16 protein-coding genes and 4 pseudogenes are annotated in these 22684 nt (G+C 67.5%); 9 read left to right on the top strand and 11 right to left on the bottom strand.

The annotated features are described in order from the left end of the window. The first annotated feature begins 40 nt into the window (after positions 1–40). A complete protein-coding gene (locus GJ631_RS09480) occupies positions 41–1216 on the top strand; it encodes a lactate 2-monooxygenase (RefSeq protein ID WP_156708920.1) in 1176 nt (391 codons plus the stop codon). 14 nt (positions 1217–1230) lie between these two features. After that, complete coding sequence (locus GJ631_RS09475; protein WP_156708919.1) at positions 1231–2430, top strand: pyridoxal-phosphate dependent enzyme; 1200 nt, start codon at positions 1231–1233, stop codon at positions 2428–2430. Between the two features lie 7 nt (positions 2431–2437). Here the strand turns inward: GJ631_RS09475 and GJ631_RS09470 are convergent. From GJ631_RS09470 to GJ631_RS09450, 5 genes and pseudogenes are all read right to left on the bottom strand, one after another. After that, a pseudogene (locus tag GJ631_RS09470) lies at positions 2438–3216 on the bottom strand (class I SAM-dependent methyltransferase). Positions 3217–3261: 45 nt separating this feature from the next. Next, complete coding sequence (locus GJ631_RS09465) at positions 3262–4095, bottom strand: deoxyribonuclease IV (protein ID WP_156708918.1); 834 nt, start codon at positions 4093–4095, stop codon at positions 3262–3264. Positions 4096–4172: 77 nt separating this feature from the next. Then, positions 4173–5018, bottom strand: a complete 846-nt coding sequence (locus GJ631_RS09460; protein ID WP_156708917.1) for a biotin/lipoate A/B protein ligase family protein — start codon at positions 5016–5018, stop codon at positions 4173–4175. Positions 5019–5113: 95 nt separating this feature from the next. Next, entirely contained in the window at positions 5114–5281 is a 168-nt protein-coding gene (locus GJ631_RS09455; RefSeq protein ID WP_156708916.1) for a hypothetical protein, read from the bottom strand. Positions 5282–5439: 158 nt separating this feature from the next. Next, on the bottom strand, positions 5440–6930 hold the full coding sequence (locus GJ631_RS09450) for a cobyric acid synthase (RefSeq protein ID WP_370518620.1): 1491 nt from the start codon (positions 6928–6930) through the stop codon (positions 5440–5442). Between the two features lie 114 nt (positions 6931–7044). Between GJ631_RS09450 and acs (GJ631_RS09445) the strand changes: the two are divergent. The 7 genes and pseudogenes from acs (GJ631_RS09445) (at position 7045) to GJ631_RS09415 (ending at position 17021) form a co-directional block, all read left to right on the top strand. Further along, positions 7045–9035: pseudogene (gene acs, locus GJ631_RS09445) on the top strand (acetate--CoA ligase). Between the two features lie 169 nt (positions 9036–9204). Then, entirely contained in the window at positions 9205–11721 is a 2517-nt protein-coding gene (locus tag GJ631_RS09440) for a bacterio-opsin activator domain-containing protein (protein WP_197424954.1), read from the top strand. 207 nt (positions 11722–11928) lie between these two features. Beyond that, entirely contained in the window at positions 11929–13902 is a 1974-nt protein-coding gene (gene acs / locus GJ631_RS09435) for an acetate--CoA ligase (protein WP_156708914.1), read from the top strand. A 52-nt stretch (positions 13903–13954) separates the two neighbouring features. Beyond that, positions 13955–14386 carry a DUF4212 domain-containing protein gene (locus GJ631_RS09430; protein ID WP_156708913.1) on the top strand — a complete coding sequence of 144 codons (432 nt, stop codon included), beginning with the start codon at positions 13955–13957 and terminating at the stop codon, positions 14384–14386. Then, positions 14386–16062: a VC_2705 family sodium/solute symporter gene (locus tag GJ631_RS09425; RefSeq protein ID WP_156708912.1), complete on the top strand. Its 1677-nt coding sequence runs from the start codon at positions 14386–14388 to the stop codon at positions 16060–16062. Before GJ631_RS09430 ends, GJ631_RS09425 begins: the two co-directional genes overlap by 1 nt. A 3-nt stretch (positions 16063–16065) precedes the next feature. Next, positions 16066–16530, top strand: a complete 465-nt coding sequence (locus GJ631_RS09420) for a universal stress protein (protein WP_156708911.1) — start codon at positions 16066–16068, stop codon at positions 16528–16530. A 92-nt stretch (positions 16531–16622) separates the two neighbouring features. Then, positions 16623–17021 (top strand): DUF5518 domain-containing protein, encoded by a 399-nt coding sequence (locus tag GJ631_RS09415; protein ID WP_156708910.1) that lies wholly within the window; start codon positions 16623–16625, stop codon positions 17019–17021. A 176-nt stretch (positions 17022–17197) separates the two neighbouring features. Here the strand turns inward: GJ631_RS09415 and GJ631_RS09410 are convergent, their stop codons facing one another. The 6 genes and pseudogenes from GJ631_RS09410 to GJ631_RS09385 all read right to left on the bottom strand — a co-directional run. Then, positions 17198–17863 carry a cob(I)yrinic acid a,c-diamide adenosyltransferase gene (locus tag GJ631_RS09410; protein WP_156708909.1) on the bottom strand — a complete coding sequence of 222 codons (666 nt, stop codon included), beginning with the start codon at positions 17861–17863 and terminating at the stop codon, positions 17198–17200. A 65-nt stretch (positions 17864–17928) separates the two neighbouring features. After that, entirely contained in the window at positions 17929–18354 is a 426-nt protein-coding gene (gene nikR / locus GJ631_RS09405) for a nickel-responsive transcriptional regulator NikR (RefSeq protein ID WP_156708908.1), read from the bottom strand. A 143-nt stretch (positions 18355–18497) separates the two neighbouring features. Beyond that, positions 18498–20720: a cation-translocating P-type ATPase gene (locus GJ631_RS09400; RefSeq protein ID WP_231753939.1), complete on the bottom strand. Its 2223-nt coding sequence runs from the start codon at positions 20718–20720 to the stop codon at positions 18498–18500. 61 nt (positions 20721–20781) lie between these two features. Next, positions 20782–21466, bottom strand: a pseudogene (locus tag GJ631_RS09395) (helix-turn-helix domain-containing protein). Positions 21467–21535: 69 nt separating this feature from the next. Then, positions 21536–22235 (bottom strand): annotated as a pseudogene (locus tag GJ631_RS09390) (adenosylcobinamide amidohydrolase). 1 nt (position 22236) lies between these two features. Next, a partial coding sequence (locus tag GJ631_RS09385) for an aminotransferase class I/II-fold pyridoxal phosphate-dependent enzyme (RefSeq protein WP_156708907.1) occupies positions 22237–22684 on the bottom strand: 448 nt, incomplete at its 5' end.

Here is a 22684-nt window from a genome sequence, read left to right as displayed (position 1 = left end):
CTCCCACAACTCTTTGCTGGTGGGCGATAACCGCCCTACTATGTCCGAGCAGTTCGGTAATCGGAAAGTCAACCGCGTGTACCGCGAGGGAATGCATGAGGGGAAATCGCCCGATTTCCCGGTCAGTTACGAGGATCTGCGGGACGCCGCACACGACGCGATGGACGACACTGCGCGTGCGTACATCCACGGCGGCGCCGGCGCCGAGGAGACGTTCCGCAAGGAACAGGACTTCTCGGAGTGGCGCATCGTCCCGCGGATGCTGCAGGGCGTCGCCGACCGAGATTTGACGATCGAGGTTCTCGGTCAGGAAATCGACTACCCCGCGATGGTGACGCCGCTCGGCGTCCAGTCGCTCGTCCACGACGACGCCGAACTCGCGACGGCGGCGGCCTGCGACGAACTGAACGTCCCCTTCATCCTCTCGTCGTTGTCCTCGACGTCGATGGAGGAGGTCGCCGATGAGTTGGGTGACACGCCGAAGTGGTTCCAGTTCTACTGGTCGTCGGACGAAGACATCGCCCGCTCGTTCCTCAACCGCGCCGAGGACGCGGGCTACGACGCCATCGTCGTCACCGTCGACGCACCGACGCTGGGGTGGCGAGAACGCCTCATCGAGCGCGGCTACTACCCCTTCCTCGACGGCGAGGGCGTCGCGAACTACTTCTCGGACCCCGAGTTCCGCAGCCAACTCGACGACCCGCCGGAGGAGGACCCACAGGCCGCCGTCGACCACTTCCTCGACATCTTCGGCGACTCCTCGCTGACGTGGGACGACCTCGAGTTCGTCTTCGAGAACACCGACCTGCCGGTGCTCATCAAGGGCGTCCTCCACCCCGAGGACGCCCGACTGGCGGTCGAACACGGCGCCGACGGCGTCGGCGTCTCCACCCACGGCGGCCGACAGGTCGACGGCTCCATCACTGCCATCGAGGCGCTGCCGGACATCGTCGACGAGGTCGGCGACGAAGCCACCATCACCTTCGACTCGGGCATCCGCCGCGGGTCGGACATGTACAAGGCGCTGGCGCTCGGCGCCGACGCCTGCCTCATCGGCCGACCGTTCATCTACGGACTGGCGCTCGGCGGCCAGGCGGGCGTCCACCACGTCTTAGAGAACCTCATCGCGGACTTCGACCTCACGATGGGGTTGGCCGGCCGTGATTCGGTGTCGGAAGTCAACCGCAACTCCCTGCGCCACGAAGACGACCTCTGAGGCGTCGGGAGCCGATGCCGCTTCGATACATCTGTTACGACTGTGGCTCTCGGGGTAGCGACGGCAGCGGCCGGTGTGGTTGTGGCGAACCGTTGTGGCTCGACACATCGCCCGATGCGTTCGACTGGGACGACATCGTCGACGCGCCCGGGTTGTGGCGCTACGAACCGTTGTTGCCGGCCTCGCTTCCCAGTCCACCGAGTCTCGCGGCTGCTGCGGGCGGGACGCCGCTGCTCCGCGACGACGCTCTCGATTCGTTCGTCGGCGCGTCGGTCCACCTGAAACTCGAGGGCCAACAGCCGACGGGGAGTTTCAAGGACCGGGGCAGTGCCCTCGCGTTGGCGGCGATGGAGGCGGGCCTACTGGGCGAAAGCGAGGCTATCGGAACGGTTTCTCACGGCAACATGGCGATGAGTACCGCTGCCTTCGCTGCCGCCTTCGACCGGCCGTGTGTCGTTCTCGTGCCCGACGATATCCCACCCGAACGGCTCGGTGTCATCGGGCAGTTCGACCCGACGATACTCCGGGTTCGCGGCGACTACGGCCGACTGTACGAGCGGTCGCTGGAACTCGGCTCGGAGTACGGAATCCGATTCGTCAACTCCGATTCGCCGCTCCGCGTCGAGGGACAGAAGACGACGGCGCTGGAGCTGTGTGAGGCCTTTGCGCCGTCGACGCCCGACGGAATCGTACTGCCGGTCAGCAGCGGCGGCCACGCCAGCGGCGTCTGGAAAGCCCTCGGAGAACTCCGGGCCGCGGGCGTAATCGATGACCTGCCGGCGCTGCATCTCGTCCAAGCGGCGGCCTGTGCGCCAATCGCCGAGGCCTTCGCCGCCGACGAAGAGACGGTGTCGGCCGTCGAGGGCGGCGAGACGATTGCCTACTCCATCGCCAACGCCGACCCGCCCAGCGGGACACGGGCGTTGCGTGCGGTTCGGGACACCGGCGGGGCCGCTCTTTCGGTCGACGACGACGCCATCCGGAGCGCCCAGCGGCAACTGGCGACCGGGGCCGGCGTGAGCGTCGAGACATCGGGCGCGGTTGCTCTCGCGGGCGCGAAGCAGTTGGTCGCCGACGGCGTCTTCACGGAAGACGACGACGTGGCCGTCGTCGCCACCGGAACCGGCCTCACCGAAGCATCGGCAGACGTATCGGCTCCGGCCGTCGACCTCGCTGCCCTCGACGGTCTCCTCGCCGAGTTCGCCGGCCGCTGACCCGATATCAGACCGACCCGACGACGACGTAGAAGGGGACGGTTTCACGGCGTCGGTACTCCCCCGCCTGAACTTGCCGGACGGCCTCTCGACCCATCTCGCGCCACTCGGCTCTGAGCGCGTCGAGTTCGGCGTCGGTGCCGGCCATCGTCTCCCGACGCTCTCGGAGACCGGCGCCGCTTGCCTTCCGGCCGACTTCGCGCACGTCGCGGTCGCTGTACGGCGGTTCGACCACGAGCGTCTGGTCGTATCGCCTCGTCGTAATCCCCGAAAGGCCGACCGACTCGAAGAGGTCGGCGGTGTCGGCGCCCAGGGCTACATCGGTATCGACACCGCTGAGGTACCGCCGTCGCGCCCGCCGGGCCAACTCGCCTTCTGCGTCGACCGTCGAGGCGACCGAGACGGCGCTGTTGTCGGGTTCGATGGCTGCTACCCGCTGGTCAGCGACGCGGGCGAACTCCCGAAGCGCCCGCTCGGGGTCGGGGAGGTTGATGAGCAGCGCCTGACAGACGACGAGGTCGAAGGTGTCGTCGGGGAACGGCAGGCGGTAGGCGTCGCCCCGAACAGCGGGGCCGTCGAGTTCGGCCAGCAGGTCGGCGTCGCGGTCACAGCCGACCACCTCGCGTCGGATTCCTCGCGGAGGACGCGGGTCAGCGCACCCTCGCCACAGCCAACGTCGAGGATTCGCTCACAGGAACCGAGTTCCAGCGGTTCGAGTGCCCCCCGGCTCTCCGCCCACATCCCTCGCCGCGTCTCGCGGAGGTACTCCGCGGAGAACTGCCGCATTGGTGGCTCCAAGTGGATGGTCGATTAAAACGTGGTCGGTCCGCGCTATGCCTCGTACAGCTCTCGGACGCGCTGGATGTTCCACGCGAATGACTTGCCGTTCTCGGTCGGGGTCTCTAGAACGAACGGCACGTCTTCGACGGCGTCGTGGTTGACGAACGCGCGCATGCCTTCCTCGCCGATGAGTCCCTCGCCGATGTGGGCGTGTTCGTCCTTGTTCGTCCCGCACTCGTGTTTCGAATCGTTGAGGTGGACGTACTCGAGGTGTTCGAGGCCGACCTGTGCGTCGAACTCGTCGAAGGTTTCGGCGACGCCTTCGGGCGTCGAGAGGTCGTAGCCGGCCGCGAACATGTGGGCGGTGTCCAGACAGATATCGAGGTCCTGTTCGCTGCGGTCTAAGACGCCGGCGAGTTCCTCGAAGGTGCCGCCGAGTTTCGTCCCGCTGCCGGCGTCGGATTCGATGAGAATCGTCACGCCGTTGGGCACGTCGAGTTCGTCGAGCACGGAGGCGGCGTTGTCCAGTCCCCCGTCGACCCCGGCGCCGGTGTGGGCGCCCAGATGGACGTTGACGTAGGGAACGTCGAGTTTCGCGGCGGCGTCACACTCCTTCTGCATCGAGTCCAGCGATTTCTCGCGGAGGTCGTCTTTCGGCGTACAGAGGTTGACGAGATAGGATGTGTGAATCATCCACGGCGCGACGCCGTTGTCTTGGGTGAGGTCGCGGAACCGCTCGGCCTCCTCGTCGCCGATGTTCGGGTCTTGCCACACCTGCGGGGAGTGGGTGAAAATCTGCCCGCAGTTCCCCTCGTATTCGAGTTGTTCCTCGACCGCGTTGTAGACGCCCCCCGCGATGGAGGTGTGTGCGCCGACTCTGAGCATACCGCTACTCCGAGAAGCGGGAAAATAGGGGCTTCGGAATCGGCGGTCGGGGTCGGCGAGTGTCCGCTCGTGTCGGGCTACTCCAGGGGGTCGGTCCGGTCGCGGACCCACGCGTCGGCGGCGTACTTCTCGTTTGCAACCGTCGCAGCTCGTTCCCGTTCGGTGTCGGTCCAGCCGCCCTCCTCGGCGTCGGCCCACTCGGCGAGGGACTCCTCGACGGCGGCGACGAACTGCGAGCGATGGAGGTCGTAGCCACCGAAGGCACCGAGGCCGGTTTCGACCGTCTCGTCGTAGCCGATGAACTCCTCGATGCCGCAGACCCGCTCTTCGAACTCCTCGGCCGTCACCGGCGGGTCGGCGAAGCATTCGAGGTGGCGTTCGGCGTTCACGTCGAAGGTCAACGAGCCGTGTTGAACGACCGCATCGCGGGTGCGGTACTGGGCGTTGCCGGCGATTTTCCGGCCGTCCGGACCGACGAGGTCGTGGGCGGGGTCAAGCGCCCGGAGGTAGCAGGCGGGGTCGTACAGCGCCTCGCGCTCCTCGTCGGCGAAGGACACGTCGACGCCGACCTCCTGGAAGGCGTCGACGACGGGTTCGAGCAACTCCCGATAGCACTCCGTCACGTCGCTGGGGAACTCCTCGGCGGGGGCGATAATCGAGTAGGCCACGTCGCCGGCGGTGTCGTGGTAGATGGCGCCGCCGCCGGTCGGTCGGCGCGTCACGTCGATGTTCCACTCCTCGCAGAACTCCCAGTCGATTGCGCCGGGGTCGGTCGCATACCCGAGCGACAGCGTACTCGGGAGCCACCGGTACAGTCGGACGGTCGCGGGGCCGCCCGAGGCGACGGTCTCGGCGGCGACCTCGTCGTAGGCCATCGCCTTCGCCCCGGGGAGCATCTCCTCTTTGATGAGCCGCCAGTCCATATCGGGTCGTGTTCGTCGCCGGTGAAAGCGATTGCGCCGTCGCTGTCGCAATCCTCAGCAGTTACCTCCCGACCGGTTGCGGTCGATACAGGCCCCTAAAATGTGCGTTCACTGAACACGCCGAACAGCGCCGCGATAATCGCGATGATAGCAAGGACGATACCAGTCATCGTCTCGCCGTACGCACCGGCTAGCACCGCAAGGCCGACCAGTATTGCCGCGCCACCGTAGCCGACCTGCGTAACGAATGTCGTGAGCGGCATACGTGTCGGTGAGCAACTGGCGGGCAAAAAGTTGCTCACTCCGAAGAATGGCATCTCGACGGCGCTGTCGCGCCGCCCTTCGCCCTGTTTCGGACGCTACACGCCGACTACTACGCTTTTTCAGTCCGTCAGGTCGTCGGGGGACGGCGAATACCGAGTCACTCGACTCGGAGCCCGAGCGGGTCGAGCTCCAACCCGGCGACCAACGCGGCGGCGCGGTCGTACGGCGACTCCCGTTCGCCCTCCGTTTCGGGTTGAGCGCACCCCGCCGCCGCGTACACGCGGTCGAGGAACGCCTCGCGGGCGAGGCGGTTCTCGAAGAGGCCGTGGAGGTAGGTGCCGAGTACGTCGCCGCGGGCGGCGCCGTCGCCATCGAAGGGGCGGTCGGCGTCGGCGGTGAGACGGCTGTCACCCATGTGTATCTCGTAGCCGGAGACGGTGCCGGCGGCGCCGGCCAGCGGGCCACAGCCGTCGAGGCGTCGGTCGACGGCTTCGACGGTTTTCTCGCGTGAAAAGCGAGTTTCGACCGGGAGTAGACCGGCGCACTCGATTGTCGCCGTCTCACCGGTGGACTCCACGTCGGCGTCGAGGAGGCGTTCGCCGAGCAGTTGATAGCCGCCGCACAACCCGACGACCGGGCCATCGAAGGACCGGAGTTCCTCGTAGAGGCCGGCCTCGCGGGCGGCGAGTGCGTCGTCGGCGGTGTTCTTCGTCCCGGTGAGGACGACGCTGTCGGCGTCGAGGGGAGCGTCGAGCGGCTGGAACCGAACGCGGACGCCGAGGACCCTCGCCAGCGGCTCCACGTCGGTGACGTTCGAGGCCCGCGGCAGGCGGGGGACGGCGACGGTGACCGTCCGGTCGGTGGGTGCGTCGTCGTCGCCGACGACGGCCGTCTCGCCGTCGGCTGGGAGCGCGAGACTGTCCTCCTCGGGCAGGCCGGGGTCGTCGTATGGGAGGACGCCCAACACGGGGATTTGGGTGCGCTCCTCGAAGGCGTCCAGTCCGGGGTCGAGAATCGAGCGGTCGCCGCGGAACTTCGTGATGACCGCACCCGCGACGCGGTCGCGGACATCGTCGGGCAGGAGTTCGAGCGTGCCGACGAGGGAGGCGAAGACGCCGCCGCGTTCGATGTCGGCGACGAGCAGGATGTCGGCGCCGGCGAATCGCGCGGTTTCGAGGTTCGCCAAATCGCGGTGATGGAGGTTGATTTCGGCGATAGAGCCGGCGCCTTCGGCGACGACGACCTCGTGGTCCTCGGCGAGGCGGGCGTGGGCCGATTCGGCAGCCTCCCGTGCGGTCTCCCAGTGGCGGTCGTAGTACTCGCCCGCCGGGAAGTGACCGACGGCTTCACCGTCGACGACGAGTTGGGATTCGCCGCCGCCGCGGGGTTTCAGGAGGACGGGGTTGTGGTCGGTCGTCGCCGGCGTCCGGGCGGCCCGCGCCTGGACGTACTGTGAGACGCCGACTTCGCCGAACCCCTCGCCGGTCGCTTTCGGCACCGCCCGCGCGTTGTTCGACATGTTCTGGGCCTTGAACGGAGCAACATCGACGCCGCGGTCGGCGAGCAGTCGACAGAGACCGGCGGCGACGGTCGACTTGCCGACGTGGCTGGCGGTGCCGGCGACGAGAACGGTGCGGGCGGAACTCACGACTCACGTTGGTGGTCGCGGGGGCAAACCGTTTTCGCGTCCGGCGGTCGGCGCGGCTATCGAAACCCCACAGAGGAGGAACGTTTATCAGAACGTCTCCCGGACACACGACCGATGGACGACGGGGTCGACGTGGAACTGGAAGCGTGGCTCGAAAGCCGGGAGACGTTCGAGCCGCCCGAGGCGTTCGTCGAGCAGGCGAACGTCTCCGACCCCGCGATTTACGAGGCGTTCGAGGAGAACTGGCCGGCCTGTTGGGAGCGGGCCGCCGACTTACTCGATTGGGACCGCCGCTGGGATGCGGTGTTGGACGAGAGCGATGCGCCGCGGTACCGCTGGTTCGTCGACGGGAAACTCAACGCCGCTTACAACTGCGTCGACCGCCACGTCGAAGCCGGCCGGAAGAACCGCGCCGCCATCCGGTGGGTGGGCAAACGCGGCGAGACGGAGACCTACACCTACGGCGACCTCAAACGGGAAACCGAGGCGTTCGCCGCGGCGCTGCGGGAGTTGGGCGTCGGCGAGGACGACGTGGTGACGCTGTATCTGCCGATGATACCCGAACTCCCCGTAGCGATGTTGGCGTGTGCGCGTCTCGGCGCCCCACACTCCGTCGTCTTCGCCGGGTTCTCGCCCGACGCGCTTGCCACCCGGATGGACAACGCCGAATCGGAGTATCTGGTCACCTGCGACGGCTACTACCGCCGCGGCGACGCCCTGAACCACAAGGGGAAGGCGGACCGCGCGGTCCGTCGGCTGGACCACGACGTGGAGACGGTCATCGTCGACCGCCTCGGGGGGCGGCCTGCCGCACTCGCTGGGGGGAGAGCCAACACGACTACGACGAGTTGACCGAACGGTATCTGAACGCCGAGGTCGACCCAGTCGTCCGCGACAGCGAGGACGACCTCTTCGTGATGTACACCTCGGGGACGACGGGCGAACCGAAGGCCGTCCGACACACGACAGGGGGGTATCTCTCCCACGTCGCCTGGAGTTCCCACGCCGTGTTGGACCTCGAACCCGACGACACCCACTGGTGTTCGGCGGACATCGGCTGGATTACCGGCCACTCTTACATCGTCTACGGCCCCCTCGCGTTGGGCGCGACGACGATGATGTACGAGGGCACCCCCGACTACCCCGAGAAGGACCGCATCTGGGAGGTGGTCGAACGTTACGACGTCGATACCTTCTACACCGCGCCGACGGCGGTTCGGGCGTTCATGAAGTGGGGTCCGGAACACCCCGAATCGCACGACCTCTCGTCGCTCCGCCTGCTCGGGACGGTCGGAGAGCCCATCAACCCGCGGGCCTGGAAGTGGTACTACAAACACATCGGCGGCGAGTCCTGCCCGGTCGTCGACACGTGGTGGCAGGCCGAAACCGGCGGCATGATGGTGACGACGCTGCCGGGCGTCTCGACGATGAAGCCGGGGACGGCGGGGCCGCCGCTGCCCGGCATCGACGCCGAAGTCGTCGACCCCGACGGCGAGGCGGTCGCTTCCGGCGAGGCGGGGTATCTCGTCGTCGAGAGGCCTTGGCCCGGGATGTTGCGCGGACTGGCTGGCGACGACGACCGCTTCGTCGAGGAGTACTGGCAGGAGTACTCCGACCCCGATGCCGAGGAGTGGACCTACTCCGCCGGCGACGGCGCGAAAATCGACGACGACGGCTACATTACGCTGTTGGGCCGCGTCGACGACGTCATCAGTGTCGGCGACCACCGCATCGGGACGATGGAGTTGGAGTCGGCCATCGTCGGGTGCGAGGGCGTCGCCGAGGCTGCCATCGTCGGCGCGGCCGGCGAAGTGCTCGCCTACGTCAGCACCGAACAGGGCCACACCGGCGACGCCGCCCTGCGGTCGGCCGTCGTCGCTGGCATCGAAGCCGACATCGGCGAGGTGGCTGTCCCCGACCATATCGTGTTCACGCCCGAACTCCCGAAGACGCGGTCGGGGAAAATCATGCGCCGACTGCTGGAGGACATCGCCACGGGCGCGGAGTTGGGCGACATCAGCGCCCTCCGGAACCCCGAAATCGTCGGTGAACTCCGCGCCCGTCTCGCCGGCGAAACGCGGTCGTACCTCGAACCGGAAGAGTAGCGTTTCGCCTTTCTATTCAAAATCGAAACAGCCTCATCGAGGCCGTTTTGTCCGGTTAATTTGCCGTAGAATGTCTTCTGAAGGCGCCTTTCGCGGAGGCGTACTCCGTTTCGCATTCGAGGCGCGTCCCCGAAAACACTATGATTTCGGAGTTCTTCGGTTTCGCGAAATGCCGGCGCAACTGCACCGCGAGGACTACCGGCGGCTTCGGGACGCCGCGAGGACGCCCAGGAAGCGACTGGTGGTGCGGTTGGTCGCCGAGGTGGGCGTCCGCCCCGCCGAAGTAGTCCGAATCCGACCCTCAGATATCGACCGTCGACACTTCGACGGTCGGACGCATCACTTCCTGTCGGTTCGGGACGCCGACGGCGAGCCCGACCGACGAGCGTATCTCCCCGAAGGCGTCGCCAGCGCCATCGACGAGTACGCCGCGACGACAGGCACCGACCCCGACGAACCGCTCGTCGACCTCTCGCCGCGGCGGGTCCAGATGCTCGTCGCCGAGGTGGCCGAAGCCGCCGCCGACCACACCGGTGAGGGCCGCCTGGCCGATGTCTCCAGCGGCGACCTCCGGCGGTACTTCGCCCGGCGACTGCTCGCCGAGGAAGGCGTCGACCCCCGGGTCGTCCAGTCAGTCGGTGGCTGGGACGGACTGGCGGCGCTGGATACCTACGTCGAATCGGTCGACGACGCGACGGTCGCCGCCGCGTTCACACGGGAGGTGCGGTCGCCACCGAGCGAGGCGTCGCCCTTCCGGAACGCCGTCGGCGCGGCCGCCTTCGAACTCGATGCGGACGGTCGAATCGTCGGATGCTCGGGCGCCGTCGGCGCCCTGCTGGACCGACCCGCCGACGCCCTTCTCGGCGAGTCGTTTGCGACACTGTTCACCGACCCGGCCCGCGAGCGCGGCCGCCCGAAGGAACTCCTCGCCGACGCGGGCCGGGACGACGTGGCCCTCGGCGATTGCTGGTTCCGGTGCGGCGACGGCTCACGAACACGGCTGCCGGCGCTCGTCTGTGCGCGCCGCGACGACGGGGGGCTCTCGGGGTTCACCACCGTCGTCCGGTCGGCCGAGGCCGACGGCGGGCTCGCCGCCGCCGCGTTCCAGCGGGCAATCGAAACCGCCGGCCAGCCGATGTGTCTCGCCTCGGTGGCCGGTGAAATCGAGTACGCCAACGCCGCCTTCGAGGAACTGACCGGATACACCCAGGGGGAGGCCGTCGGTCGTACCGCCGACGAACTGCTCAGCTCCGGCGAGAACGCCGACGCCTTCTACGAGGAGTTACGCGAGACCGTACTCGACGGCGAGACGTGGCGGGGACAGTTGACGACCCGCCGAAAGAGCGGCGAACGGGTCCACGTCCGACAGACCGTCGCCCCCGTCACCGACGGCGACGGCGAGGTGTCGTTCGTCGTCGGCGTCTCGACGGACATCACCGAGCGCGTCCGCCGTGAGCGCGCGCTCGCGCGACGGTGTGAGACGCTGGAGGGCCTCGAAGCCCTCGTCGCCGACATCAACGCCGCCGGTCGGGAACTCATCGACGCCTCGACGCGGGAGGAAATCGAGGCCGCGGTCTGTGAATCACTGGCCGACAGCGATGCCTACGTCGGCGCGTGGGTGGGCGCGACCGACCCCGGTGACCCGCGGATTCGCCCAAACGAGTGGGCCGGCCTTTCGGGGGAGGGCGGAGCCGTCACCGTCGAAACCGCCGCCATCGAGGCGGCGATGGACGGCGAGACGCCCCGCGTCGTCGGCGGGGAGTTTTCCGACGACGTACTCGGGCCGTTCGACCGGAGCGCCCTCGCCGACGTTCGGTCGGCGGGTATCGTTCCGCTGGCCTACGGCGAGACGACTTACGGGGTGTTGGTCGTCTTCACCGACCGGACGACCGCCTTCGGCGACCGCGAGCGGACGCTCCTCTCGGACCTCGGCGCCCGCATCGGCCACGCGGTGACGGCAATCGAGCGCCGGACGCTGCTGTTGGCCGACACCGTCGTCGAGTTGGAGTTCGGCTGCACCGACGACGGCGCCTTCCTCGTCTCGGCGACCCGCGAACACGACTGTGCGTGTACGCTGGAGGCCGTCGTCCCCGTCTCCGAGACGGCGCTTCTGTTCTACGTCACGCTGACCGACGCGCCGCCGGACCCGTTCCTCGACGCCGCGATGACCGCCGACGGCGTCGTCGACGCCCGCTACATCCGCGAGTACGACGACCGCTCGCTTCTGGAGTTCACCGTCGAGGGGAACTCTCCCGCACTCACGCTCACCGAACGTGGCGCGACGATTCGCTCGGCGGTCGTCGAGTCGGGCGAGGCGACGCTCAGTGCCGAAATCGCCCGCGAGACCGACGTTCGAAGCGTCGTCGAGGGGTTACAGGCCGAGTTTCCCGCCACCGACCTCCGGGCAAAACAGGCCGTCGACCAGCCGGTCGAGACCGTCGCGGAGTTTCAGGACTCGCTGGCCGAGAAACTCACCGACAAACAGCGGGCGGCCTTGCGAGCGGCGTACTTCGCAGGCTATTTCGACTGGCCGCGAGGGTCGACTGCCGAGGAAGTCGCCGACTCGATGGGCGTCTCCTCGCCGACGCTACACAACCACCTCCGGAAAGCCGAGCGCAAACTGCTGTCGTCGTTCTTCGAGCACACCCGCGACCACATCGGCGCCGAAGCCCCCCACCCGGGCTAAACAGTTCGACTCGGGGTCGAATCCCGCGGTACTCCTCCTCCGCAGAATGACAACTGAACGACTTCTTTCTACGATTATTGATAATTCGGGTCGGTCTGACGGGGGTTCTCGGCGCGTCTGTGGCCCGAATCCGATTCGAGTCGGTGTCGCAGTTTAGCATGCTTAGAATCCCCGCTTATTAGTACCGGAGATATTTCATCGAACGGAATGTCCGACCCCGAGGATACACAACTGGAGTCACGGCTTGCCGAACAGGAGGCCTTCGAGCCACCGGAGTCCTTCGTCGAGCAGGCGAACGTCTCGGACCCCGCCATCTACGAGGAGTTCGAGGAGAACTGGCCGGAGTGTTGGGAGCGCGCCGCCGACTTGCTGGATTGGGAGACGGAGTACGACGAGGTACTGGTCGACGACAACGAGCCGTTCTACGAGTGGTTCACCGGCGGCGAACTCAACGCGTCGGCGAACTGTCTGGACCGCCACCTGGACGACCGGGGCGACGAACTCGCCATCCAGTGGGAGGGCGAGTTGGGCGAGACACGCGAGTACACCTACGAGGAACTCCACCGCGAGGTAAACGAGTTCGCGGCCGCACTGCGCGAACTCGGCGTCGAGGAGGACGACGTGGTGACGATGTACATGCCGATGATTCCGGAGCTGCCGGTGGCGATGTTGGCGTGTGCCCGCATCGGCGCGCCCCACTCGGTGGTGTTCGCCGGCTTCTCGGCGGACGCCCTCGCCACCCGGATGAACTCCGCCGAGTCGGAGTATCTGGTCACCTGCGACGGCTACTATCGCCGCGGTGACGGACTCGACCACCTCTCGAAAGCCAACGAAGGGCTAGGTGGCGTCGACCACGAGACGACGACCGTCGTCGTCGACCGCCTCGGCGACGAACAGGAACACGACCTCGACGACGACCAGGTCGATTACGACGACCTCGTTGCCGACCACGAAGGCGCCGCAGTCGACCCGGTCACCCGCGACGCCGAGGACATGCTGTTCCTCATGTACACGTCGGGGACGACCGGCCAGCCGAAGGGCGTCAAACACACCACGGGTGGATATCTCTCCTACGTGTCGTGGACCTCGCATGCGGTCCTCGACGTGAAACCGGAGGACACCTACTGGTGTTCGGCGGACATCGGCTGGATTACGGGCCACTCCTACATCGTCTACGGGCCGCTCGCGCTGGGGACGACCAGCGTCATGTACGAGGGGACGCCGGATTACCCCGACAAAGACCGGATGTGGGACATCGTCGAATCCTACGGCGTCAACCAACTGTACACCGCGCCCACGGCCATCCGCGCGTTCATGAAGTGGGGCAGTCAGTACCCCGAACAGCACGACCTCTCCAGCCTGCGCCTGCTGGGGACGGTCGGGGAACCCATCAACCCGAAGGCCTGGAAGTGGTACTACAAACACATCGGTGACGAATCCTGCCCGGTCGTCGACACGTGGTGGCAGACCGAAACCGGCGGGATGATGATTACGACCCTGCCCGCTATCGGGACGATGAAGCCGGGGACGGCGGGGCCGCCGCTGCCCGGCATCGACGCACAGGTCGTCGACACCGAAGGCAACGAAATCAGCCCCGGCGAGGCCGGCTACGTGACGGTCAACAAGCCGTGGCCCGGCATGCTCCGGACGCTGTACAAAAACGACGAGCGGTTCCTCAACGAGTACTGGCAGGAGTACTCCGACGAAGACGAAGACGAGTGGGTGTACTTCCCCGAGGACGGCGCGAAAATCGACGAGGACGGCTATATCACCATCCTCGGCCGCGTCGACGACGTCATCAACGTCTCCGGCCACCGACTGGGGACGATGGAGGTCGAATCCGCCATCGTCGGCGTCGAGGGCGTCGCGGAAGCCGCCGTCGTCGGCGGTGACCACGACCTGAAAGGCGAGGCCGTCTACGCCTACGTCATCCTCGAGGACGGCTACGAGGAGAGCGAGGAGATGTCCGACCGCATCGTCGAGGGCGTCGAGGACGCCATCGGACCCATCGCCCGGCCCGAGAAGGTCATCTTCACACCCGAGTTGCCGAAGACTCGGTCCGGGAAAATCATGCGGCGGCTGCTAGAGGACATCGCCAACGGTGACGAGCTGGGGAACACGAGCACGCTTCGGAACCCCGAGATCGTCGAGGACATCGAACGCAAAGTCAGCGGCGACTAACCAACCATCCGTTTTCGGCACGAACGAAACACGACACAACAGACAGGAGACTATGACAGAAAACGACACGCACACTGACGGCTCGGCGGTAGAGACCGACGGTGGTACGGTAACGAACGCACAGAAGCATCGGGAGACGGACTACCTCGACAGGGAAGTGAACCTGCTGAAGCCGAGTACGCCGTTCATGCGGGACCATCTGAAACTCGTCTGGGGGACGTTCATCGCCTGGACGCTCATCGTGTGGGGGCCGGTGACGGCGACCCGACTCGCCCCCGAGACGATGACCTCCCTCACCGTGTTGGGGTTCCCCCTGCACTACTTCCTCGTCGCCCTCGGCGGGCCGACCGGCGCCCTCGTGTTGGCGGCGGTGTACGCCCGCTCGCGGGACCAACTCGACGACAAGTACGGCATCGAACACGGAACCACTGAAACCGAACCCAGCGGCGAAGCGACCGCCGCCGACGGAGGTGTTGAGGAGTAATGTTCCCACTTCAGGCGGAGGCGCTCGACATCTCGTTCAAACTGCTGCCCGCCATCATCGTCTTCCTGATGATGGCGTCGTTCCTCGTCATCGGCTACGTGTTCAAGGTCGCCGACACCGAGGGCATGTGGGTCGCAGGCCGTGGTATCGGTAACATCGAAAACGGAATGGCAATCGGTGCCAACTGGATGTCGGCCGCGTCGTATCTCGGACTGGCCGGTCTGGTCGCCCTCGCGGGCTTCTACGGACTGGCGTTCATCGTCGGCTGGACGACGGGATACTTCATCCTGCTCATCTTCCTCGCGGCGCAGATGCGCCGCTTCGGGAAGTACACCGCACCCGACTTCGTCGGTGACCGGTTCAACTCCTCGACGGCACGCGCGTTGGGCGCGTTCACGACGCTGCTCATCGCTTACGTCTACTCGGTCGGACAGGCCCGCGGGATGGGACTGGTCGGCCAGTACGTCTTCGGACTCGACATCATCCCGATGATTGTCGTGATGATGACGATTACCGTCGGCTACCTCGCGCTCTCCGGCATGTTGGGCGCGACGAAGAACATGGCTGTCCAGTACGTCATCCTCATCGTGGCGTTCCTCGCGGGCGTCTACGTCGTCGGCTTCACGCAGGGGTACTCGACGATTCTGCCGCAGGTCGAGTACGGCGCGCTGTTCAGCGAACTGAGCCGACAGTTCTCCGAGCCGTTCATCGGCGGCAACACCTACTATCTGTGGGTGGCGACGGCCTTCTCGCTCATCGTCGGTACCTGCGGACTCCCGCACGTGCTGGTGCGGTTCTACACGGTCGAAAGCGAGCGGACCGCCCGCTGGTCGACCGTCTGGGGGCTGTTCTTCATCTGTCTGCTGTACTGGGCCGCTCCCGCGATGGCGGCCTTCGGGGTCGACCTCTTCGCGCAGGTCAACGACATCGGCCCTGACGCGGTGTTCAGCGGCGAGGCCGCCATGACCGGTGCGGAAGGTGACGTCATCGTCGTCCTCGCCGCACAGTTCGCGGACCTGCCGGCGTGGTTCGTCGGATTGGTCGCCGCCGGAGCGATGGCGGCCGCCATCGCGACGACCGCCGGCCTGTTCATCACGGCGTCGTCGGCCGTCGCCCACGACATCTACACGGAACTCATCAACCCCGATGCGACCCAGCGCCAGCAGGTCCTCATCGGTCGTGCGACCATCGTCGGTATCGGCGCGTTGGTCACCGTCACGGCGTTCAACCCGCCGGCGCTCATCGGCGAGTTGGTCGCCTACGCGTTCTCGCTTGCGGGCATCGTGCTGTTCCCGATGTTCTTCCTCGGTCTGTGGTGGGAGAACACCAACCGACAGGGTGCGCTGGCCGGCATGACCGTCGGGCTGCTCATCTGGATTACGTCGATTATCAACAGCGTGCTGCCGAGCTACATCGACTCGCTGGCGGCCATCGCTGGTGAAGGCGGCGCCATCGTGCCGATTTACGCACAGTACGTCCCGCCAATCGGGGCGGCGCTCATCGGCACGCCGGTGGTGTTCATCGTGACCATCGCCGTCTCGCTTGCGACGCCGGAACCGCCGCTGGAGACCAAGCGGTTGGTCCGGCAGTGTCACAGTCCCGAACCGATGCGACAGCAACAGACCGCAGAAGACGTCGTCAGCACCGACGGGGGCGAAACCCCCGCGGACGACTGAACAATGTACGAGAAAATACTCGTTCCGACGGACGGTAGCGAAACGGCCGAAAACGCTGTCGAGCACGCCCTCGACCTCGCCGAGAAGTACGGCGCCGAAGTGCACGCGCTGTACGTCGTCGACGTGGACTCGATGAGCCTGAGTCTCGGCGCCGAACAGGTCGACCGACTCCAGCAGGGGCAGTTCGACGAGATGGAGGAGGTGAAGGCCAAAGCCGAGGAGGCGACCGGCTACGTCGCCGACCGCGCCCGCGCACACGGCCTCAAAACGGTCGAACACATCGCTGGTGGCCAACCCCACGGCGTGGTCGCCGAGTACGCCGAAGACCACGACATCGACCTCGTGGTGATGGGTTCGCATGGCCGTTCGGGCGTCAAGCGCGCGCTGCTCGGGAGCGTCACCGAGCGCACGCTGCGCTCGACGCACGTCCCCGTGCTGGTCGTCGACGTGCGAGACGAGGAGGAGTGACGCTCGGTCCGAACGCGACCGACTGACCTCGGGGTCGGCTCTTTTCCCCATCGCGGGGGCATTTTTATTGCTCGCGTCACGGAGTGACGAGTATGGCCGAAGGAGACACCCTCATCAACGCGATAATCGGCGGCGTCGCCTCGATAGTCCTCTCGTTCATCCCGCTGTCGCCGGTGTTGGGCGGGGCGATAGCGGGCTATCTGCAGGGTGGCTCCCGAAACGATGGGCTCCGGGTCGGCGCGTACTCGGGGGTCGTCGCGGCGATTCCGCTGGCGTTCGTCTTCGTGTTCGCCCTCGCCCTGTTCGGGGTCGTCGGAGTCTTCTCCGCCGGGCCGGGCGGCGGCGGGGCCGGTGCGGCCGGCGGCATCGTGTTGTTCCTGTTCGCGTTCGTCTTCGCGCTCGTCGTCGCGGCCGTCTACACCATCGGATTGGGCGCCGTCGGCGGCTGGCTCGGCAACTACGTCAAGTACGACACCGACCTGCTGGAGTGACACGGCGGTCGCTGGGGGCGTGACGAAAGGGGAGAGCGCAAAGGGGAAGGAGCGTGCGCCCACCCATCCTCCAGGCGTCGATGGGGGTGGCCCCCTAATGGGCTTTGTGTTCCTGTCGGTCGCCTGTCTGACGGCTGTCTGTCGCGCCCTCTTGCGGTTTTGGTGCTTCGCTGGGGTCAGTATTCGGTGCCCTTTCGGGCCCGCTGACCGGCGTCGATGGGGTGTTTCTCCTTGCGGACGTTCGTCACGAGGTCCACGGAATCGAGGAGGTACTCGGGCCGTTCGTGGCTTCCCGACAGCACCAACTCCAGTCGGTCGGGTTTGTTTTCGACGAACTCGACGACGGCTTCGGGGTCGACGAGGCCGCGGTCGGCGGCGTACAGCAGTTCGTCGAGGACGAGCATGTGGACCCCCTCGTCGGGGTCCGAGTCGGGCGAAAACGGCGTCGTGAGGTCGGCGGCCGCGGCGCCGTCGAGGAGTTCCTGAGCGCGCTCGAATCCCGCCTGCGCTTCGGCGGCGTGGTCGCGTTCCTCGGTGCCGTCGTTCATCGCGTGCCAGCCGTAGTGGCCCAGATTCTCGTAGGTGAGGCCGGGCATGGCGGCCATCGCGTTGTACTCCCCGCGAACGTCCTCGACGCTGTCGGCGCCGCCCTTCATGAACTGGAGGACGTGGACGCGGAAGCCGTGGCCGGCAGCGCGGAACGCCATCCCCAGCGTCGCGGTCGTCTTTCCCTTGCCGTCGCCCCACCACACCTGCGTGAGGCCAAACTCCTCGGGTGCGGCAGGTTCGATGTCGCGGGCCTCCGGAGGCCGTCCCTTGCCGGGCGTGTTCCGGTCGGTCATGGTCGAGTGTTGTCGCGGCCGCACAAGGTCCTGTCGTCGTCGGGTGGTTCGGAGACGCTCCGGAGTCACTCGGTCAGCGCCATCTCGAAGTCGTCGACGGGGATGACGGAGTAGTCGACCGACAGCACGTCGTTGGTCGCGCGAATCTTCCCGACGAACGTCGATATCTCCTCGAGTTCGCCTTCGAGGACGAACAGTTCCATGCAGTAGTGGTCGCCGACGTGGTTGTGGACGTTCGAGACCACGGTGTGTTCGTGTTCGTGGCGAATCTCCATCATTCGCTGTTCGGCGCTGGACGTCTCGTGGTCGAAGACGACGGTGACGACGCCCATCAGGTCCCGCCCCTCCAGTTTCTGGTCTTCGAACTCGCCCAGCAGGTTTCGCGACGCTTCACGAACGACTTCGCTGCGGCCGGTGTAGCCGTGCTCGTCGGCGAACTCGTCGAGGCGGTCCAGCAACGACTCCGGCATCGAGACGCTTACGACGGTCATATATTAAAACAGTGGGTGTGTTCTGTTAAACATTGCGTAACATCTGGGTCGAGTGGTCGCTCACTCGCTTCGTTTCTCGACGCCGGCGTGGCCGGTCGTCGTTAGTACCCGGTGCCGCGGCCGCCGTCGCCTCGGTTCCGGTGTCACTCCTCGGGTTCGACGCGGCCGAGTCGGAGAGCGTTGCCCGTCACCGCGAGGCTCATCCCCATGTCGCCGACGACGACGGCGACGATGACGGTGACGTAGCCGAGCGGTGCGCCGGCAGCGAGGACGGCTTTCACCGCGAGGCTGGCGAGGATGTTCTGCTTGATGACGCCGTTGGCCTGCCGGGCCAATCGGAGACAGTAGGGGACGCCGTCGAGGTCGTCGGCCATCAGCGCGATGTCGGCGGTTTCGAGGGCGGTGTCGGTGCCGGCGGCGCCCATCGCGATGCCCACGTCGGCACGAGCGAGCGCGGGAGCGTCGTTGACGCCGTCGCCGACCATCGCGACGGTGTCCGTCTCGGTCAACCGCTCGATGCGGTCGAGTTTCTCCTCCGGCAGTAGGTCCGCGTGGACCTCGTCGATGCCGACCGACTCGCCGACGGCGCGGGCGGTCCGCTCGTTGTCGCCGGTGAGCATGACCGTCCGGACGCCGGCGGTCTCCAGGGTCGCGACGACGCCCTCGGCTTCCGGTCGAACCGTGTCCGCGACGGCGACGACGCCGAGCAGTTCCTCGTCGGTTCCGACGATGACGACCGTCTTGCCCGCCGACTGGAGGTCGGCGATGGTGTCCGCACGGAGGTCGACACAGCCCGGGCGGTCGCAGTCGGGGTCGGCCCGTTCGGCGACCGAAGCGCCGCCGTCGGTCCGGACGTGGGCGTGGCCGAGGTCGTGGCCCAACTCCTCGAACAGCGCGGGCTTGCCGACGTAGTAGGTGGTCTCGATGTCGCCGCGGACCCCGCGGCCGGTGAGGTTCTCGAAGCCGGTGGCGTCCGGCACCTCGACGCCGTCGTCCTCGGCGCGGTCGACGATGGCTTCGCCGATGGGGTGTTCGCTGTACCGTTCGAGGGCGGCGGCGATTCGGAGCACCTCGTCGGCGTCCCTGTCGGCCGCCGGCACCACGTCTGTCACCGAGAGTTCGCCGGTCGTCAGCGTTCCCGTCTTGTCGAAGGCGACGGTGTCGACCTCGCCCATCCGTTCGAGGTGGTCGCCGCCCTTCACGAGGACGCCGTTGCGCGCGGCGCTCGTCAGCCCCGAGACGACGGTCACCGGCGTCGAGATGACGAACGCACAGGGGCAGGCGACGACCAGCAGCGTCAGTCCGCGGACGAACCACGTCCCCCACTCGCCGGCGAAGAACAGCGGCGGGATGAACACGGTCGCGAGCGCGCCGGCGACGATGACCGGCGTGTAGTACCCCGAGAAGCGGTCGACGAACTGCTCGGCGTCGGTCTGTCTGGATTCGGCCTCCTCGACGAGGTCGATGACGCGTGCGAGGGTCGTCTCGTCGCCGGCGGCGGCCGCGAGGACTTCGAGGTAGCCCCCCTCGACGACCGCCCCTGCGTACACCTCGTCGCCGTCTCGCTTGTCGACCGGGACGGACTCGCCGGTAATCGGTGATTCGTCGACAGCCGACTCCCCGTCGACGACTTCGCCGTCGACCGGGATGCGCTCGCCGGGGCGGACGACGACCACGTCGCCCGCCTCGACGTTGGCGGCGGGAATCGTCTCCTCGCGGTCGTCGCGTTTCACCGTCGCCGTGTCGGGCGACAGCGCCAGCAACTCCCGCATCGACTCCCGGGTGCGGTCCATCGCGTGGGCTTCCAGCAGTTCCGCGAGGCTGAAAAGCACCGCCAGCGTCGCCGCCTCGACGTAGTAGCCGACGCCGAGCGCCGCGAGGATGGCGACGCCCATCAGCAGGTCGATGTCGAGTTCCCTGAGTTTCGCGGAGCGATAGCCCGCCCGGACGACCGGCACCCCGGCGACGGCCGCGGCGGCGATGTACAGCACGTCCGACAGCGTCGTCTCCCGGAGGACGTCGACGACGAGCGGGTCCGGAACCGGGCCGACGCTGACGATTGCGCCGACGAGGAGCGCCACGGCGCCGGCGTAGGTCGCGTAGGCGCGGTCGCTCCGCCAGACGGCCGTGCCCTCGGTCAGTCGTCCCTCGGTGTCGACCACCTCGTAGCCCGCCGCTTCCATGCTCGAGACGAGTGCCCCGACGTCGACGGCGTCGCCGTCGTACTCGACGACGACCACGCCGGCGGTCGGTCGGGTCTCTACGTTGACGACGCCGTCGATACCCTCCAGTGCCGAGTGTACCTTCCCGGCACAGGACGAGCAGTCCATCTCGGGGGCCGACAGCTCGACGCGTTCCGTACTCATTGCGTCGTTCTACGCGTCCACCCCGGATAGCGTCTCGGTTGGTGTGTACCAACTCTCCGGGCTACTCGACGTACCGTTTCGCCAGCCACGCCTCCGCCCGCCGGAGGCGATACGACAGCGTCGACCCCGGTATCCCCAACTGCTCGGCGAGTTCGTACGTCTCAATCTCTCGGGGCGTCTCGTAGTAGCCGGCCTCGACGGCGGCGGCCAGCGCGTCCGCCTGCTTCGGGGGGCAACTCGGCGTCGGGCTCCGGGTCTGGGTCGGAGACGCGTTCGAACTCGATGTCGGCGTCGGCGACCGCTCGGACGTCCTCGACGAAGGCGCCGACGGGGCCGTCGGGTGCCAGCGCCCGCCAGCGCTGGCGGCGGCCGCGCCACGTCTCGTCCAAGACGACGCCGTCGCCGAAGTGCTCGCGAGCGAGATGCGGTACGGAGTCACAGCTCGGCGTCCGCTCCCAGTAGGAGTACAGCACGAGCGAACTCTCCGAGCGGTCCAGAACCGTGGTCTCCCAGTCGCCGTCACAGCCGTCCCGGACGAGACAGTCGGTGAAGTACCGCGCCCCGGCGAGGTCTTCGAGTTCGTCCAGTGCCGCTCCGGGGCCGGTGGCGCGGTCGACCCGCCACAGCGCCGATTCGGTGACGTGACACGCCAGCGAGCGAATGCGAGCGCTCGGGTACTCGGCGAGCAGGTCCGCGACCGGGTTCATGCCGGGTTCGTGGACCACGGTGAAGACGATTTCGCGCATTGGCCGGGATTGTGGTTCGTCGGCCAAGACGGCGTCGATGACCCGAACCCCCCGGCGTCCGCCGACGACTCAACCGAGGTCGAACACGTTCGCCCGCTCGTCGGTCGAGACGCCGTAGCGGGCTTCCGCGGCGGTGGGTGGGTCCTCGTCGTCGTATCGGGACGCGAGACTCGCGCGGACGGCCTCGCGGACGCAGGCGCGGGCGGCCGCCCCGACTTCGGTCGCGCTGCCGGCGAACGCCGAGGGGTCGCCCGTCGGGTCCGACCCGACGACGACGGCGTCGCTCGTGGTCCCCGGAACGTCGACGGCATCCAGGAGCGTCGCGGCCTTCGCCTCGACGGCGGTGGCGAGCAACCCAGCGAGGGCGCCGTCGTCGAGCGCTCGCGTCGTCCCGACGAAGACGTTGACGGTGCCGGGACGCCACGCCCCGGCGGAATCGCCCCCCCGTTTCGGGTCGAACGCCCTCCGGCCCCATCGGGAGTTCGGCGGGATTGGAGACGCCGGCAGTGACGACGGCTTCGACGGGGCCGCGGCGGGCGCCGCGGGCATGAGCCTGTGAGACGCCGGTCAACAGCGTGGGGCCGTCGGGTCGGCCGCCGAGGCGTTCGGCGGCGTAGGCCGCGAGGTCGGTGCGATCGAACCCCTCCTCGACGGTGAGGTTGTGGGCGGCGTCGGCGTCGTGATACCCGCCGTCGAAGCCGTTCGAGAGCCAGCGGGTTTCCGGTCGACGGAGCGTGAGTCGGTCGTCGGTGCGGTCGAACTCGAACACGCTATCGCACCTCGTCGAGAACCGAAAGCAGGCGGTCGCTCGCTTCCCGGTTCCGGACGGCGATGCGGACGTGGGAGGTGAGGCCGCGGAACGTCGTCGCGTCGCGCAGGACGACGCCGCGCTCTCGGCAGGCGTCCAGTAGGGCGGTCGGGTCCGCTCCCACGTCGACGAGGACGAACGGCGCCTCGGAGTGCCGAACGTCGAAGCCGCGGTCGGTCAGTTCCGCCCGGAGGTACGCGCGTTCGCGCTCGACGCGGCGGCGGGTTTCGGCGACGAACGCCTCATCGCGCATGGCGTGGGCACCGACGGCGGCGGCGGGACCGCCCAGCGACCACGCCGGCCGGGCCGTTTCGAGTCGATCGCGCAGGTCGCCGTCGGCGACCGCGAACCCGGCGCGAAGACCGGGCAGGCCGAACAGTTTGGTGAGCGAGCGAGCGACCACGCACCCC

It is taken from the genome of Natronomonas sp. CBA1123 (assembly GCF_009741925.1).
Taxonomy (GTDB): domain Archaea; phylum Halobacteriota; class Halobacteria; order Halobacteriales; family Haloarculaceae; genus Natronomonas.
This window is presented reverse-complemented; position numbering and strand designations above follow the sequence as displayed.

Excerpts from the sequence above, each read along its gene's own strand:
- GJ631_RS09480 (WP_156708920.1), top strand. The coding sequence starts at position 41 with ATGTCCGAGCAGTTCGGTAATCGGAAAGTCAACCGCGTGTACCGCGAG.
- GJ631_RS09475 (WP_156708919.1), top strand. The coding sequence starts at position 1,231 with ATGCCGCTTCGATACATCTGTTACGACTGTGGCTCTCGGGGTAGCGAC.
- GJ631_RS09465 (WP_156708918.1), bottom strand. The coding sequence starts at position 4,095 with ATGCTCAGAGTCGGCGCACACACCTCCATCGCGGGGGGCGTCTACAAC.
- GJ631_RS09460 (WP_156708917.1), bottom strand. The coding sequence starts at position 5,018 with ATGGACTGGCGGCTCATCAAAGAGGAGATGCTCCCCGGGGCGAAGGCG.
- GJ631_RS09455 (WP_156708916.1), bottom strand. The coding sequence starts at position 5,281 with ATGCCGCTCACGACATTCGTTACGCAGGTCGGCTACGGTGGCGCGGCA.
- GJ631_RS09440 (WP_197424954.1), top strand. The coding sequence starts at position 9,205 with ATGCCGGCGCAACTGCACCGCGAGGACTACCGGCGGCTTCGGGACGCC.
- acs (WP_156708914.1), top strand. The coding sequence starts at position 11,929 with ATGTCCGACCCCGAGGATACACAACTGGAGTCACGGCTTGCCGAACAG.
- GJ631_RS09430 (WP_156708913.1), top strand. The coding sequence starts at position 13,955 with ATGACAGAAAACGACACGCACACTGACGGCTCGGCGGTAGAGACCGAC.
- GJ631_RS09425 (WP_156708912.1), top strand. The coding sequence starts at position 14,386 with ATGTTCCCACTTCAGGCGGAGGCGCTCGACATCTCGTTCAAACTGCTG.
- GJ631_RS09420 (WP_156708911.1), top strand. The coding sequence starts at position 16,066 with ATGTACGAGAAAATACTCGTTCCGACGGACGGTAGCGAAACGGCCGAA.
- GJ631_RS09415 (WP_156708910.1), top strand. The coding sequence starts at position 16,623 with ATGGCCGAAGGAGACACCCTCATCAACGCGATAATCGGCGGCGTCGCC.
- GJ631_RS09410 (WP_156708909.1), bottom strand. The coding sequence starts at position 17,863 with ATGACCGACCGGAACACGCCCGGCAAGGGACGGCCTCCGGAGGCCCGC.
- nikR (WP_156708908.1), bottom strand. The coding sequence starts at position 18,354 with ATGACCGTCGTAAGCGTCTCGATGCCGGAGTCGTTGCTGGACCGCCTC.
- GJ631_RS09400 (WP_231753939.1), bottom strand. The coding sequence starts at position 20,720 with ATGAGTACGGAACGCGTCGAGCTGTCGGCCCCCGAGATGGACTGCTCG.